Source organism: Stenotrophomonas sp. STEN046, assembly GCF_056759755.1.
On record NZ_JBRRDR010000070.1, the window covers coordinates 1 to 15,229 of the forward strand.

10 protein-coding genes are annotated in these 15,229 nt (G+C 66.6%); 9 read left to right on the forward strand and 1 reads right to left on the reverse strand.

Annotated elements, in window-relative coordinates; all coding sequences use genetic code 11:
- Positions 1-558: 558 nt before the first annotated feature.
- The 9 genes from ACVOLJ_RS20210 to ACVOLJ_RS20250 all read left to right on the forward strand — a co-directional run bounded on the left by ACVOLJ_RS20210 (position 559) and on the right by ACVOLJ_RS20250 (position 13,511).
- Positions 559-966 (forward strand): DUF2946 domain-containing protein, encoded by a 408-nt coding sequence (locus tag ACVOLJ_RS20210; RefSeq protein WP_481564930.1) that lies wholly within the window; start codon positions 559-561, stop codon positions 964-966.
- Between the two features lie 72 nt (positions 967-1,038).
- A complete protein-coding gene (locus tag ACVOLJ_RS20215; protein WP_481564931.1) occupies positions 1,039-3,102 on the forward strand; it encodes a TonB-dependent copper receptor in 2,064 nt (687 codons plus the stop codon).
- A gap of 306 nt (positions 3,103-3,408) precedes the next feature.
- The gene (locus ACVOLJ_RS20220; protein ID WP_481564932.1) at positions 3,409-4,509 is read left to right on the forward strand and encodes an efflux RND transporter periplasmic adaptor subunit; all 1,101 of its coding nucleotides are present in this window, start codon (positions 3,409-3,411) and stop codon (positions 4,507-4,509) included.
- Complete coding sequence (locus tag ACVOLJ_RS20225) at positions 4,506-7,631, forward strand: efflux RND transporter permease subunit (RefSeq protein WP_481564933.1); 3,126 nt, start codon at positions 4,506-4,508, stop codon at positions 7,629-7,631. Before ACVOLJ_RS20220 ends, ACVOLJ_RS20225 begins: the two co-directional genes overlap by 4 nt.
- Complete coding sequence (locus tag ACVOLJ_RS20230) at positions 7,624-8,163, forward strand: GNAT family N-acetyltransferase (RefSeq protein ID WP_481564934.1); 540 nt, start codon at positions 7,624-7,626, stop codon at positions 8,161-8,163. The genes ACVOLJ_RS20225 and ACVOLJ_RS20230 overlap by 8 nt, the downstream gene beginning before the upstream one ends.
- 128 nt (positions 8,164-8,291) lie before the next feature.
- Entirely contained in the window at positions 8,292-9,809 is a 1,518-nt protein-coding gene (locus ACVOLJ_RS20235; protein WP_481564935.1) for an alanine/glycine:cation symporter family protein, read from the forward strand.
- Positions 9,802-10,638 (forward strand): TrmH family RNA methyltransferase, encoded by an 837-nt coding sequence (locus tag ACVOLJ_RS20240; RefSeq protein WP_481564936.1) that lies wholly within the window; start codon positions 9,802-9,804, stop codon positions 10,636-10,638. Before ACVOLJ_RS20235 ends, ACVOLJ_RS20240 begins: the two co-directional genes overlap by 8 nt.
- Positions 10,639-11,053: 415 nt before the next feature.
- Positions 11,054-12,046, forward strand: coding sequence for a transporter family protein (locus ACVOLJ_RS20245; RefSeq protein ID WP_475280151.1), 993 nt, complete (start codon positions 11,054-11,056; stop codon positions 12,044-12,046).
- 13 nt (positions 12,047-12,059) lie between these two features.
- On the forward strand, positions 12,060-13,511 hold the full coding sequence (locus ACVOLJ_RS20250; protein WP_481564937.1) for an alanine/glycine:cation symporter family protein: 1,452 nt from the start codon (positions 12,060-12,062) through the stop codon (positions 13,509-13,511).
- Positions 13,512-13,609: 98 nt separating this feature from the next.
- On the opposite strand, the gene ACVOLJ_RS20255 is transcribed toward ACVOLJ_RS20250, so the two are convergent.
- Positions 13,610-15,031, reverse strand: a complete 1,422-nt coding sequence (locus tag ACVOLJ_RS20255) for a M28 family peptidase (RefSeq protein WP_475280149.1) — start codon at positions 15,029-15,031, stop codon at positions 13,610-13,612.
- Positions 15,032-15,229: the final 198 nt, after the last annotated feature.

Consider the following 15,229-nt stretch of genomic DNA (forward strand, 5'->3'; position numbering starts at 1 on the left):
TGGTGCTTGAACTCATCGGTGTAGCTACGGCGGGTGATACGGGACATAAGGGACCTCCAAGTGCGATCAAAGTATCGCTTCTTGGCGTCTGCCTACGGGGAGCCAGATCAGACACCCCGCACTCCGACACCGCCCCACCTCTGACAGATTCCGATGGCTGTTGGTAGGTGTCGACCTTGGTCGACACGGTAGATCCACGCCATGCGTGGATTGTTTTCGATTCCCATTCGAAATATTCGATTCCGATGGAGATTCATCCACGCATGGCGTGGATCTACTGCAGATCGCGGAAATCTGTCGAAGGCGGGGTGGGTCCGGTTGCGGGGGCGTGAGCGCCATGGATGGCGCGACCGAGCCTCCATGGACGGATTTACGGCGTCCCCCGCAACCGGACCCACCCCGGCATCCCTCAGGAAACCAGCTTCTGCTTTGGCTTTGGCTTTGGCTGTTGCTGTTACTCCAGCTCGCAGCAGGTGCAGGGCGCAGCCCTGCCGATAAACTCCCTCCTGCGACGGTTCGTCGCACGGGCAACCCTGGGGCCGGCTCTACACTAGGCGGGTGTCCCGCCTTTTCCGCCCGCAGCGCCTTCTGTTCCAGCTTGCCGCCCTGGCGACGCTGCTGATGGTGCTCGCGCCGCTGGTCAGCCGCGCGCTGCAGCCGCAGCCGATGGACCACGCCGCGATGGGGCATGACATGGGCCACATGGCGATGGCCGGGCACGATCACCACGATGCTGCGCCGGCAGTGCCCAATCGTTCGGCCGATCCGCACGCCATGCACGGCGAAGCCTGCGAGTACTGCGTGCTGGCCATGCGCCTGCTGCCGTGGCTGGCGGTCCTGGTGCTGCTGCTGCCGCTGCTGTGGCGGCCCCAGCTCACATTCCCCTGGTCGCAACAGGTGCTGCCTGCGCTGCGTTGGCCCGCGCATGCCGCGCGTGGGCCACCGCGTCTCTCCATCGTCCGCTGATTTTCCTGTCGAATCCGTCGCACGACGCCTGCATGGGCGCCGTGCGCGCGTGCGTACCCTGGAGCTGTTCCCATGAAAATGACTTCCCCCTGCGTGGGCGCCCGTGCGCGCCTGCCGTTCGCCCTTGGCGTTGCCTTGGCCGCCCCCTTTGCCCACGCCGCCCCCGTTGAAGATGCGCGCACGCTGGACACGATGGTGGTGACCGCTGCCGCGCCGTCTTCGCCGCTGCACTGGGTAACCGATCCACGCCTGCCACGGCAGCCGGTACCGGCCAGCGATGGTGCCGACTACCTGAAGACCGTCCCCGGCTTTTCCGCCATCCGCAACGGTGGCACCAACGGCGACCCGGTATTGCGCGGCATGTTCGGTTCGCGCCTGAACATCCTCAGCAACGATGGCAACCTGATCGGCGCCTGTCCCTCGCGCATGGACAATCCACTGTCCTACATCTCGCCGGAAAGCTTCGATCGGCTGACCATCATCAAGGGCCCGCAGAGCGTGCGCTGGGGGGCCGGTGCGTCGGCCGGTACCGTTCGATTCGAGCGTGATACCCCGCGTTTCGATCAACCCGGCCTGCGCGCCGATGCCAGTGCGCTGGTCGGCTCGCGCAACCGCAATGACCAGGTGCTGGACCTGACACTGGGCAATCCCACCGGCTATGTGCGCGCCAGTGGCAATCGATCCGAAGCCGATGACTACAAGGACGGCAGCGGAGATGTGGTGCCTTCGAAGTGGCGCAAGTGGAATGGCGATGTGGCCATCGGCTGGACGCCCGACGCCGATACGCTGCTGGAAGTGTCCGCCGGTGCCGGCGATGCGATCGCGCGCTATGCCGGTCGCGGCATGGACGGCGCCGCGTTCGAGCGCACCAGCTACGCCGCGCGCCTGGAAAAACGCAATCTGACCGGCGCGTGGGATGTGCTGCAGGCCAACGTGTACTACAACGAAGCCGACCATGTGATGGACAACTACACGCTGCGTGCGCCGAACCCGCACAGCATGATGCCGATGCCGATGGCCTCCAACGTGGATCGGCGCACGCAGGGTGGCCGCATCAGCTCGGAGTGGCGCTGGCAGGACGTGCAGCTGGTAGCCGGTGTGGACGGCGAAGACAGCCGGCACCGCGGACGCATGGGCATGGGCCGCAATACCTACCAGCAGGCCGACTGGAGCACCGACGCCGAGTTCCGCCGCTATGGCGTGTTCACGGAAATGACGCTGGGCGTGGATACCGACCGGCGCTGGATCGGCGGGCTGCGCATCGATCGCGCCAGCGTGCGCGACGAACGTGCGCAGACCGGCGGGATGATGATGGCCATGCCCAATCCCACTGCCGGCCAGCGCCGCAGGGAATGGCTGGGCAGCGGCTTCCTGCGCCATGAGCAGGATCTGGCTGACGGCCTGACCTGGTATGCCGGGCTCGGTCACAGCGCGCGCATGCCCGATTACTGGGAACTGTTCTCGCCCGACCATGGCCCGGCCGGGGCGGTGAACGCGTTCACCGGCATCCAGCCCGAACGCACCACCCAGCTCGATGTGGGCCTGCAGTACAAGGGGCCGCGTGTGCAGTCCTGGGTGTCGGCGTATGCAGGCCGGATCCAGGACTACATCCTGTTCACCTACCGCGGCAGCGGCATGATGGGCATGAGCCAGGCCAGCAACGTCGACGCCCGTATTGCCGGTGCCGAAGCGGGCCTGGAAGTAGCGTTGGACCAGCAGTGGAAGCTGGGGGGCACCCTGGCCTACGCCTGGGGCGAGAACCGCGACCAGCATCGTCCGTTGCCGCAGATGCCGCCGCTGGAGGCACGCCTGAGCGCGAACTGGGAAGGGCAGCGTTGGAGCGCCGGTGCGCTGCTGCGCGCAGTGACCCACCAGCGTCGTGTCGCAAACGGCCAGGGCAACGTTGTCGCGCAGGATCTCGGCCCCAGTGCCGGTTTCGCGACCTTCGCGCTCAATGCGGGCTATCGCTTCAGTTCGCAACTGCAACTGAGCGCCGGTGTCGACAACCTGTTCGACCGCGCTTACAGCGAGCATCTGAACCTGGCCGGCAGCGCTGATTTCGGCTTCCCGGCCGATCCGGTGCGCATCAACGAACCGGGCCGCAGCCTGTGGATGAAGGTGAATTACCGGTATTGAATCCGCCGGGAGTGGCCCGGCGCTGACGTCAACGCGCCGGGCAAAAAAAAACGGGGTCGGATCCCCGCCAGGTTCCGACCCCGCCCGACGCCCTCGGCCGGGCAGCTTCGACTCTACGATGGCCACGGCATTCGCGGGCGACCTGGATACATCCCGACATACGCCGACATTGCCAGCGGCAGCCTTGCATGGAACAGGTTCCAGGCGCTATCGCGGTGCCGGTTCCACGCCGGTAAACGCTTGGCACATACCGCTTTCATGGGGGGTTGCCTACACTCGGCGGCCGTGGATCACTCTGGACCGTACATGTTGGCTCGTATCGCTTCGACCCTGGCCCTTGGCCTCTGCCTGGCCGTCCTGGCCGGGTGCGCAGGCAAGCAGGAGGCCGCCGCTCGTCGGCAGGGCGAAGCCGTACCGGTCACCGCGCAGGTCGTGCAGTCGATGCAGTGGAACGACACGCTGCAGGCGCTGGGTACGGCCAAGGCGCGCGAGTCGATCAGCGTGACCGCCAAGGTGAGCGAGATCGTGGAGCGGGTGCATTTTGAAAGCGGCCAGCAGGTTGCCGCCGGTGCGCCGATCGTAACCCTGCGCGGGCAGGCCCAGGAAGCGGCACTGGTGCAGGCGCAGGCGACGTTCCGCGAGGCCGACCAGCTGTACAAGCGTCAGCGCGAACTGGCCGCACAGCGGTTGGTTTCCAGTGCGACGCTGGATACCCAGAAGTCGATCCGCGACGCCGCCGAGGCGCGCGTGGCGCAGATGCAGTCCGATATCGGCGACCGCCGCGTGCGTGCGCCGTTTGCCGGCGTCCTCGGCATCCGCCAGGTCAGCCCGGGCACGCTGCTGACGCCGACCACGGTGATCGCAACGCTCGATGACGTCGAGCGCATGCATGTCGATTTCCAGGTGCCGGAAGTGGAACTGGCGGCGTTGTCCACCGGCGACAAGGTGCAGGCCACCAGCGTGGCCTGGCCGGGCCGCACGTTCGAGGGCGACGTCAGCACCATCGATGCACGCATCGATCCGGCGACCCGCGCGGTGACCGTGCGTGCCGACTTCGCCAACAGCGACCATGCGCTGCGTCCGGGCATGCTGCTGGACGTGCGCCTGTTCCGCCCCGAGCGCCCGGCACTGGTGGTGCCGGAGATCGCGGTGGTGCAGGTCGGCCGCGATACCTTCGTTTACCGCGTCAAGGCCGATGACACGGTCGAGCGCGTGGATGTAGCCCTTGGTGCGCGTCGTGCTGGTGAGGTCGAGGTCAAGCAGGGCCTGCAGGCGGGCCAGCGCATCGTTGTCGATGGCACCGGCAAACTCCGCCCCGGGCTGAAGGTGGCGGCCAAGGATGCCGCCCCCGCCAAGGATGTGCAGCCGGCACAGGCCGCTGCCGCTGCCGAGGGCACCGGCGGATGAAGCTGTCCGACATTTCCATCCAGCGGCCGGTGTTTGCCGTGGTGATGAGCCTGTTGCTGCTGGTGTTGGGCGTGATGTCGTTCACCCGCCTCACCCTGCGCGAACTGCCAGCCATCGATCCGCCCATCGTCTCGGTCTCGGTCGACTACACCGGTGCCTCGGCGGCGGTCATTGAAAGCCGCATCACCCAGGTGCTGGAAGACGCGCTGGCCGGCATCGAAGGCATCGATACGATCAATGCGCGCAGCACCAACGGCCGCTCGCAGGTCAGCATCGAGTTCACCTCCAACCGCGATATCGAAGCGGCCGCCAACGACGTGCGCGATGCGGTCAGCCGCGTTGCCGATCGCATGCCGGAAGAGGCGCGCCCGCCGGAAATCGCCAAGGTTGAAAGCGATGCCGATCCGATCATCTGGTTCAACATGGTCTCCTCGACCATGGACACGCTGGAACTGAGCGACTACGCCGACCGCTACGTGGTCGACCGCTTTTCCAGCCTCGATGGCGTGGCCCAGGTCCGCATCGGCGGCCGCCAGCGCTACGCGATGCGGATCTGGCTGGACCGTGACCAGTTGGCCGCGCGTGGGTTGACCACCGGCGACATCGAAACCGCGCTGCGCAATGAGAACGTGGAACTGCCGGCCGGCCGCATCGAATCGACCGACCGCGATTTCACCCTGCGTGTCGAGCGCAACTACATCAAGCCGGAAGACTTCGCGACCATCCCGCTGGGCAAGGGCAGCGACGGCTATGTCGTGCGCATGGGCGATGTGGCGAAGATCGAGCTGGCTTCGGCCGAGCGTCGCGCCTACTACCGCAGCAACGGTGAGCCGGGCATCGGCCTGGGCATCGTCAAGACCTCCACGGCCAACTCGCTGGATGTCGCGCGCACCGCACGTGCTGAAGCAGAGCGCGTGGCGCTGACGCTGCCACAGGGCACGCAGATCTTCGTGGCGTTCGACAACACCACCTTCATCGAAGCGGCCGTTGATCGCGTCTACGCCACCCTGGTGGAGGCGATGATCCTGGTGTTGGCGGTGATCTGGCTGTTCCTCGGCAGTTTCCGTGCGGCGTTGATTCCTGCCGTCACCGTGCCGGTGTGCCTGGTGGCTGCCTTCATCGCGCTGTATGCCTTCGATTTCTCGATCAACCTGCTGACCCTGCTTGCCCTGGTGCTGTGCATCGGTCTGGTGGTGGATGATGCGATCGTGGTGGTGGAGAACGTGCAGCGCCGCATCGACCTGGGCGAACCGCCGCTGGTGGCGTCCAAGCGTGGTACCGCACAGGTCGCGTTCGCGGTAATCGCCACCACGGCGGTGCTGGTGGCGGTGTTCCTGCCGGTCGGTTTCCTGGAAGGCAATACCGGGCGGCTGTTCCGCGAACTGGCGGTGGCGCTGGCCGCCGCCGTTGCATTGTCGGCGTTCGTGGCACTGACGCTGACGCCGATGATGGCCTCCAAGCTGCTCAAGCCGCATACCGGCGTGGCGCCGCGTGGCCTGCATGGTTTCATCAACCGCAACCTGGAGCGCCTGGCCGGTGCCTATGGGCGGGTGCTCGACCACCACGTCGATCGCACCTGGATCTACCTGCTGGTGATGGTGGCCGCGCTGGCCGCCAGCTGGGGCCTGCTCAAGCTGCTGCCGTCGGAACTGGCACCGGCCGAAGACCGCGGCTCGTTCCAGATCATGATCGACGGCCCGGAAGGCGCCGGCTACGACTACACCGTGCAGCAGGTGCAGCAGGTGGAAGCGATGCTGGCACCGCATGTTGGCCCGGACAAACCCATCGTGCGCGCCAACCCGCGCGTGCCGGGTGGCTGGGGCGCCAGCGAGGAAATGCACACCGGCCGCGTCAGCATCTTCCTGCAGCCGTGGCGCCAGCGCAGCGAAGGCACGCCGGAAGTGGCCAATGAGCTGCAGAAGGAACTGGACACCATCCGCGGCGTGCGCGTACGCACGCAGGTCGGCGGTGGCCTGGTCCGCAGCGGCGGCCAGCCGTTCCAGATTGTGCTGGGCGGTCCGGAATATGCCGAGATCGCGCAGTGGCGTGACCGCATCCTGCTGCGCATGGCCGACAACCCGGGCCTGGTCGGGCCGGACTCGGACTACAAGGAAACCCGGCCGCAGATGCGGGTGAACATCGACCGCCAGCGCGCGGCCGACCTTGGCGTGCCGGTCACCGCGATTGGTTCGGCACTGGAAACGATGATGGGCTCGCGCCGCGTGACCACCTTCGTCGACAACGGCGAGGAGTACGACGTACTGGTCCAGGCCGGTCGCGATGGTCGCGCCAGCCCGGCCGATCTGGCTGCGATCCGCGTGCGTGCCACCTCCGGTGAACTGGTGCCGCTGTCCAACCTGGTCACGCTCAGCGAAGTGGCCGAAGCCGGCACCCTGAACCGCTTCAACCGCCTGCGCTCGATCACCATCAGTGCCGGCCTGGCGCCGGGCTACCCGCTGGGCAAGGCCATCGCCTGGGCGCAGCAGGTCACCCGCGAAGAGCTGCCGCAGTATGCGCAGGTGAACTGGAAAGGTGAGTCGCGCGAATACCAGAGCGCCGGCGGCGCAGTGCTGCTGACCTTCGCCATGGCCCTGCTGGTGGTGTACCTGGTGCTGGCCGCGCAGTTCGAGAGCTTCATCCACCCGCTCACCATCATGCTGACCGTGCCGCTGGGCGTGCTCGGTGCGCTGGTCGGCCTGTGGCTGAGTGGCGGCACGGTGAACCTGTTCAGCCAGATCGGCATCGTCATGCTGGTCGGCCTGGCGGCCAAGAACGGCATCCTGATCGTCGAATTTGCCAATCAGCTGCGCGATGACGGTCGCACGGTGCGTGAAGCGATCATCGAGTCGTCGATGGTGCGCCTGCGCCCGATCCTGATGACCTCGATCGCCACCGTGGTCGGCGCCATCCCGCTGGTGGCGGCCGGTGGCCCGGGTTCGGCCAGTCGTGGCACCATCGGCATCGTGATCATCTTCGGCGTGACCCTCTCCACCTTCCTGTCGCTGTTCGTGGTGCCCGCGTTCTACGCGCGGCTGGCACCGTACACGCGCTCGCCCGAAGCGGTGAAGCGTGAGCTGGAAAAGCAGGAGGCCGACTCGCCGTCGGTGGGTGGCCATGCCTGATCCGGCGTACCGGCTGCATGGGGAGGGCTTCATCCTGCGCCCCTGGCGCCATGACGATCTGCCATCGCTGCTGCACCATGCCAACGACGCCGAGGTCTCGCGCGGCCTGCGCGACCGCTTCCCCTACCCGTACACGCGCGAGGATGGCGAGGCCTTCCTCGCCGGCCGTGTGCTGGCGCCGGGCACGCTGAACCTGGCCGTCGAGATCGGTGGCCAGGCCTGTGGCAGTGTCGGTGCCCAGCCGGGCACGGCCGAACGTGGGCATACGGCCGAACTCGGCTACTGGCTGGGCCAGGCGCATTGGGGGCAGGGGCTGATGACCCGCGCAGTGGGACTGTTCGCACCGTGGGTGATGGATGAACTGCGCTTGTTCAGGCTGCAGGCCACGGTGGTCGATTTCAACCTGGGCTCGGCCCGGGTGCTGGAAAAGAACGGTTTCCAGGAAGAGGGCGTGGAGCGCTGCGCCATTCACAAACGCGGGGTGCTGCACGACCTGCGCCGCTTTGCCCGGGTACGCACGCAGCTGCCCTGAACACCGCCGGGCATGGCCCGGCGGATTTCTTCTGCCGCTACCGCAGTGGCCTGCGATCAGGGAGAATCATCCCGGTCCCTTCCAGCCGACGGGACGTCCTCACAACCCGCCGACTGGAGAGAGCGCGCGTGGAAGCTACCGTACATTTCATCAACAGCATCATCTGGAGCAAGGCGCTGATCTTCATGTGCCTGGCCGCTGGCCTGTTCTTCAGCCTGCGCACCCGCTTCATGCAGATCCGTGGTTTCGTCGAGATGTGCCGCCTGACCGTCTCCGGCGAAAAATCCGAGGCCGGCGTGTCTTCCTTCCAGGCGCTGGCCATGTCGATGGCCGGGCGCATGGGCATCGGCAACATCGCCGGTGTGGCCACGGCCATCGCCTTCGGTGGCCCCGGCGCCATCTTCTGGATGTGGGTCATGGGCTTCCTCGGTGCGTCCACTTCGTACGTGGAATGCACCCTGGCGCAGATCTACAAGACCAAGGACGCCGAAGGCCGCTACCGCGGTGGCCCGGCCTACTACATTGAAAAAGCGATGGGCCTGAAGTGGTATGCCATGGCCTTCGCCATCGCCACGATCATCGCTGCCGGTTTCCTGATGCCCGGCGTGCAGGCCAATGCCATCGCCGACAGCGTCATCAACGCCTGCCGTGGTACGGCGCTGTGCGGCCCGCTCGATGGCCAGGCCTTTGGCATGGAATCGGCACAGGCACTGAAGCTGGGCATCGGCATCGTGGTCGCCCTGCTGCTGGGCGTGGTGATCTTCGGTGGCGTCAAGCGCATCGCCAACTTTGCCGAAGTGGTGGTGCCATTCATGGCGGCGGCCTTCATCCTGACCGCCATCGTCATCATGATCATCAACTACGACCGCGTGCCGGAAATGTTCGGCATCATCTTCAAGAGTGCCTTCGGCACCCATGCAGCATTCGGCGCGATGATGGGTTTGGCGGTGGAGTGGGGCATCAAGCGCGGCATCTACGCCAACGAGGCCGGCCAGGGCTCGGGCCCGCACGCGGCCGCCGCGTCCGAGGTCTCGCACCCGGCCAAGCAGGGCTACGTGCAGGCCTTCGCCATCTACTTCGACACCATGATGGTGTGCACCGCCACCGCGTTCCTGATCCTGGCCAGCGGCACCTACAACGTGTACTCGCCGGTGCCGGGTGGCGCACCGATCTTCCAGGGCCTGGCCGGTATTCCCGAAGGTGCTGGCTACGCGCAGGCCGGTGTTGAAGCCGTGCTGCCGGGCTGGGGCTCGGCCTTCGTATCGATCGCGATCTTCTTCTTCGCCTTCACCACGATCATGGCCTATTACTACATGGCCGAAACCAACCTGACCTACGTCAACCACAACAGGAAGCGCCCGCTGACCGTGCTGCTGCTGCGCCTTGGCATCATCGGCATGGTGGTGTTCGGCGCCTTCCACAACGCCACCCTGGCCTGGGCGCTGGGTGATATCGGCGTCGGCCTGATGGCCTGGCTGAACATCATCGCCATCCTCATCGTGCAGAAACCAGCCATGCTGGCCCTGCGCGATTACGAACGACAGAAGAAGCTGGGCCTGGACCCGGTCTTCGACCCCGATGCCCTGGGCATCAAGAACGCCGATTTCTGGCGTCAACGCAAGCTGGAGTTGTCCCGTAGTGAATGATCCCTGGAAGAATGCCCGCCGCCCGTCGTCGCGACCGCCGCGGGCTACCCCGCTGCCTCCGCGAGAGGGCGGCACCCCGCCGCCCCCGGGGCGCGGCAACGACGAACTGCGCCTGTATGGCTGGAACGCCGTGCAGGCCCTGTTCGACAAGCGCCCGCAGGCGCTGCGCAAGCTGTACCTGGTGGAATCGCTGATCCCGCGCATGCAGCCGGTGCTGAAGTGGTGCGTGGCCAACCGCGTGGGCTATCGCGTGGTGGAGGAGGGCGACCTCAACAAGCTGGCCGCCACCACCCATCACGAAGGCCTGGTGGCTGACGTGCTGCGCGCGCCGGCGGTGCCGCTGGCGCAGTGGCTGGCCGATATCGGCGATGGCCCGGCGCTGGCGCTGTGGCTGGATGGTGTCGGCAATCCGCACAACTTCGGTGCGATCCTGCGCTCGGCCGCGCACTTTGGTGTCAAGGCACTGCTGCTGCCGGCCAACAGCACCCTGGCGCTGTCCGGTGCTGCCGCACGCGTGGCCGAAGGTGGCGCCGAGTCGGTGCCGCTGGTGCAGCTGCCCGAAGACGCACAGGCGATGGACCAGCTGCGTGCCGCCGGTTTCGGCCTGGCCGCGACCCTGGTCGACGGTGGCGAGGACGTGTTCCGTGCGTCGCTGCCGGCCCGTCTGGTCTATGTGATGGGTGCGGAAAGCGAAGGCATGGATCGCGGGCTGGCCAGCCAGTGCGACCAGCAGCTGTCGATTCCCGGCAGTGGCGCCGTCGAAAGCCTCAACGTCGCGTCGGCAACTGCAGTATTGCTGGCGCAGTGGGCAAGTCGCCGCGGCAGCTGACCGCGGCGTCCGGCTGCAGAGTGACAGAGCCCGGCCCTTGCGGCCGGGTTTTTTTGTGTGGGCGGAACGCAGTACCTGGGGCCATGGGTGCCGAATACCGTTTCAACGAACGCCAGCGTAGCTGGTCTGGACGTTGTGGCCGCCCCCGGCGCGTGGTGCCGGGGCCACCTACATGAAATCCTCTTGCCGACTTGGAAGCATGCTTGCCGCTGCATGACGTGAACGGCATTGCCGGGGCCTTTGCCAGAGCGCTCGGTTGCGGCCTGTGTCGCCAAAGCCCTGCGATCGACGTCGGAATCAGCGTTATTGCGCTGCTTCTCCCGCCAGCGGCGCGTTTTTCGAACTTATCTCATTGTTGCGGGTATCGGGCACGACGCACGGTGGAATTCCACTCACGTCGGTCAGGAACGTTGCCATGCACCACCACCATCGCGGAACACTGCGCGCTTGCCTTCTGCTGGGGCTCAGCGCGCTTGCCATCTCCACTGCCCACGCCAGCGAACGCAGCCTGGAGGGCGTCAATTTCACCGGCCCACTGATCACCCCCAATCCTGCCGGCCTGCCGCAGGGGCGCTGGTACGTCGAGCCCTATCTGGTGCGTGTCGACAGCAAGGCCTCCTTCGACAACAGTGGCGACCGCCAGCGCAGTGATCAGCGCAGCGGCGGTTGGACGGTCGTGCTTCCTGTCATCTACGGCTTCAGCGATCGCGTCACCGGCCAGGTCAATCTGAGCGCATCGCGCGCCGAATCCGGCAGCGCGCGCAGCAATGGCTTCCGTGCCGGCGACACCACCGCACGGCTGCAGTATCTGCTGCAGGCGCCCAGTGCAGACGGCACCACCCCGGCTGTATCGGTGGCGTTGGTGCAGCGCTTCACCACCGGCACGCATGACCGCATCACCGGCAATACGCTGGATGCGCAGGGTGATGGCGTGCAGCGCACGGTGGCCGCGCTGGGCGTGCAGCAGGTGGTGTGGTTGCAGAACGACCGGCCGCTGCGTTGGCGGGCACAGCTCAGCGCAGGGCCTGCGCCGTCGCGTACTTCCATTTCGGGTGTCAGCGTCTACGGCACCGAAGAAGGCTTCCACGGGCACATCGCGCGCGGCTCGGTACTCGGCTTTTCCATGGGGGCCGAATACAGCTTCAATGACCGCTGGGTCGGGGTGATGGAGGTCGCCGCCAATCGGGAAACCCGACAACGCCTCAGCGGGTTCGTTCCGGACGGTGCGGGTGGTGCGCGTCATATCGATGAGCGCCGCCCGGCCAGCAGCAGCCTCACCTTCGCGCCGGCGGTCGAGTATCACTTCAGCCCCAGCCTGGGGTTGATCGCCGGTATCGAATTCACGGTAGCCGGGCGCAATGCCGGCCACATCATCAGTCCCCAGATCGCTCTGGGCATGTTCTTCTGACCGGGGCCTTGCGATGACTATCGAATCCATCATCAATCTGGTCCTGGGCGTGGTGTGGAGCCCGTTTCTGGTCGTGTTGTGTCTGTTGACCGGGCTCTACTTCAGCGTGCGTACCCGCTTCATCCAGCTGCGCGCCCTGCCGGACATGCTGCGGCTGATGTTCCGCCACGAACGTTCCGATGCCGGTGTGTCGCCGTTCCAGGCATTGTCGTTGTCACTGTCCAGCCGCGTAGGCGTGGGCAACATCGCCGGTGTTGCCATGGCGATCGCCTTCGGTGGCCCGGGCGCGATCTTCTGGATGTGGGTGGTCGCCTTCCTGGGCGCATCCAGTGCGTTCATTGAATCCACGCTGGCACAGATCTACAAGGATCGTGATGCCAAGGGGCAGTATCGCGGTGGTCCGGCGTATTACATCGAGAAGGGCCTCGGCCAGCGCTGGTATGCGGTGCTGTTCGCAGTGGTCACGGTCATGGCCGGAGCCATGCTGGCAGGTACCCAGTCCAACGCCATCACCAGTGCGGTGAACGAAGCCTGGAACGTTCCCGTGGCGGTCACCACCGGCGTATTGCTGGCGGTGCTGGCCGTGATCCTGGTCGGTGGGGTGCGCCGCATCGCCCGCGTGGCCGAATGGGTGGTGCCGCTGATGGCGGTGGCCTACCTGCTGGTCGCGGCCGTGGTGATGATGCTCAACGCAGAGAAGGTGCCGGAGGTGATTGCACTGGTCGTGCGCAGCGCATTCGGCGTGGATGCCGCCTTCGGCGCGATGATCGGTACCGCCATCCAGTGGGGTGTGCGCCGGGGCGTGCTTTCCAATGAAGCCGGCATGGGCAGTGGCGCGCATCCGGCGGCGGCGGCCGAGGTTTCGCATCCGGTCAAGCAGGGGTTGGTGCAGTCCTTTTCGGTGTACATCGACACCCTGGTGGTCTGCAGCGCCACCGCGTTCCTGATTCTCTCCACCGGCCTGTACAACGTTTACGACCCGGCGGTGAACGGTGTGCCTGATGAAGCACGGTTGCTGCTGGGAAATCTGCCCGGGGTCGAAGCAGGGCCGCGTTTCGTGCAGCACGCGGTCGAATCTGCATTGCCGGGCTTTGGCCGATCCTTCGTTGCGCTGGCCATCCTGCCGTTCGCGTTCACCACCATTCTTGCGCTGTATTACATGGCGGAGACCAACGTCAGCTATCTCTGCCGCGACCGGCCGGGACGTGTGCTGATGGGCGTGTTCCAGCTGCTGTTCCTGGCCGCCACCGGGTATTCGGCGATGAACACGGCAACCGTGGCGTGGGCATTGGGCGATATCGGCGTTGGGATGATGAGCTGGTTGAACATCATCGCCATCCTGCTGCTGCAGAAGCCGGCGCTGGCAGCGCTGCGCGATTACGAGCAGCAGCGTGGGAACAAGCGAGATCCGCTGTTCAATCCGAAGCTGCTGGGGGTTCGCAATACCAGGGCCTGGGAGGGGTGAGGCTCGTGGGTAGCTGAGCCTGCACTGGTGGGTGCGGACCTGGGTCCGCACCCTTTCGTTGCCGCCGCGCTTGCCGGGCGTGGCCCGGCGCTACCGCATCACTCGTTCGGCGGCGTGGTCGCCTTGGCCTCGCTGCCGAAACTGCCATCGGCCTCGGCCGCCAGATAGGCGAACACCGTGTAGGCGGCAACGTTCTGCGCCAGTGCCTTGGGGTCGATCTTGTCCAGCGTATCGTCGGCGGTGTGGTGCAGGTGGAAGTAGTCCGAGCCGTCCTGCGCCAGCCATGCCCACGCGCCGCCCTTGGCCGCCAGCGGGCCTACATCCGGGCCGGGGCCGCCCTTGTCAGCGGCGTATTCGATGCCCAGCGGCTTCATCACCTCGGCGATCTGCCTGGTCGCCTCACGCGAGCTTTCCGGGTTCGGCGAACCGGTGTTGAAGGCGTAGATGCGGCCGGCACCGAAGTCACTCTCGGCGGCCAGCTGGTGCAGGGCGACATCCTTGGCATGGGCCTCGGCGTACGCCTTGCCACCGTACAGGCCCTGCTCCTCGTTGGCGAAGGCCACCACGCGGATGGTGCGCTTTGGCGCCTGCTTGAGTTGGCCGATCAGATGTCCGGCCGCCATGGTGATGCCTACACCTGCACCATCATCCACCGCACCGGTGCCCAGGTCCCACGAATCGAGATGGCCGCCGATGACGACCACTTCCTTCGGCAGTGAGCGACCGGTGATCTCGCCAATCACGTTGTACGAGGTGGCCGTGCCATCCCAGCCACAATCCAGTGCAACCTTCACCGTGGTCGCGCCACGGGCGAGCAGGCGCGCCAGCTGGTCGGCATCAGGTACCGACAGTGCAGCGGACGGCACCGGGGTCAGGCCGTCATCGAAACGGGTGATACCGGTATGCGGCACACGGTGCGAATCGGTACCGGCCGAACGCATCAGGAAGCCGACGGCGCCCTTGCGGATCGCCTCGGAGGGACCCTTGCTGCGGATCGCGCCGCCGCGGCCGTAGTCGCGGCCATCGCGGAACGGCAGCATCTGGTAATCCACGAAAGCGATCTTGCCCTTCAGCGAGCCGGCTGGCGCGGCCTGCAGCGCGGCAAGGTCGGCAAAGCGCACGACCTCGGCCTCGACCGTCCCGCCCGGGCTGCCACCCAGTGCAGTGATCTGCAGCGGCTGCTGGCTCCTGCCAACCACCGCGGCGTGTTCACTGCGGCGCTCCCACTTGGGGAAGGTCACCGGTTCCTTCCAGACCTTGTCAAAGCCCAGCGCCTTGAACTTGGCCTCGGCCCAGGCCACGGCGCGGGCATCGGCTTCGCTGCCGGCGATGCGCGGTCCGATCTCGGTGGTCAGCGATTCAACCACCTTCCAGCCGGTGTCATCGGCCAGGGCCTGGTCGCGCAGCTGTGCGGCCGTAGCCAGCGAGGCCGGGGGCAGGGTGGTGGCGTGCGGCGCCGCGAAGGCCGGCGCGGCCAGCAGGGCGAGGGAGGATGCGATGGCAAGGACGCGGCGACGCATGGACAGCTCCGGGAAGGGTGTAAGCCTTGGAGCTTAACAGTCGTTCAGCGCAGCGCATGGGCGGGAGGTCATGGCCGCGGTGAACGCTGTTTTCCGCCATGTCCGGCAAAGCGGTAGCGGCCCGCCCAACCCCCCGGAGGGCCCCCCACCGCCGCCCCCCCCCGCCCATGGCCGGCCCGGCCCGCGCCGGGGGGGGCC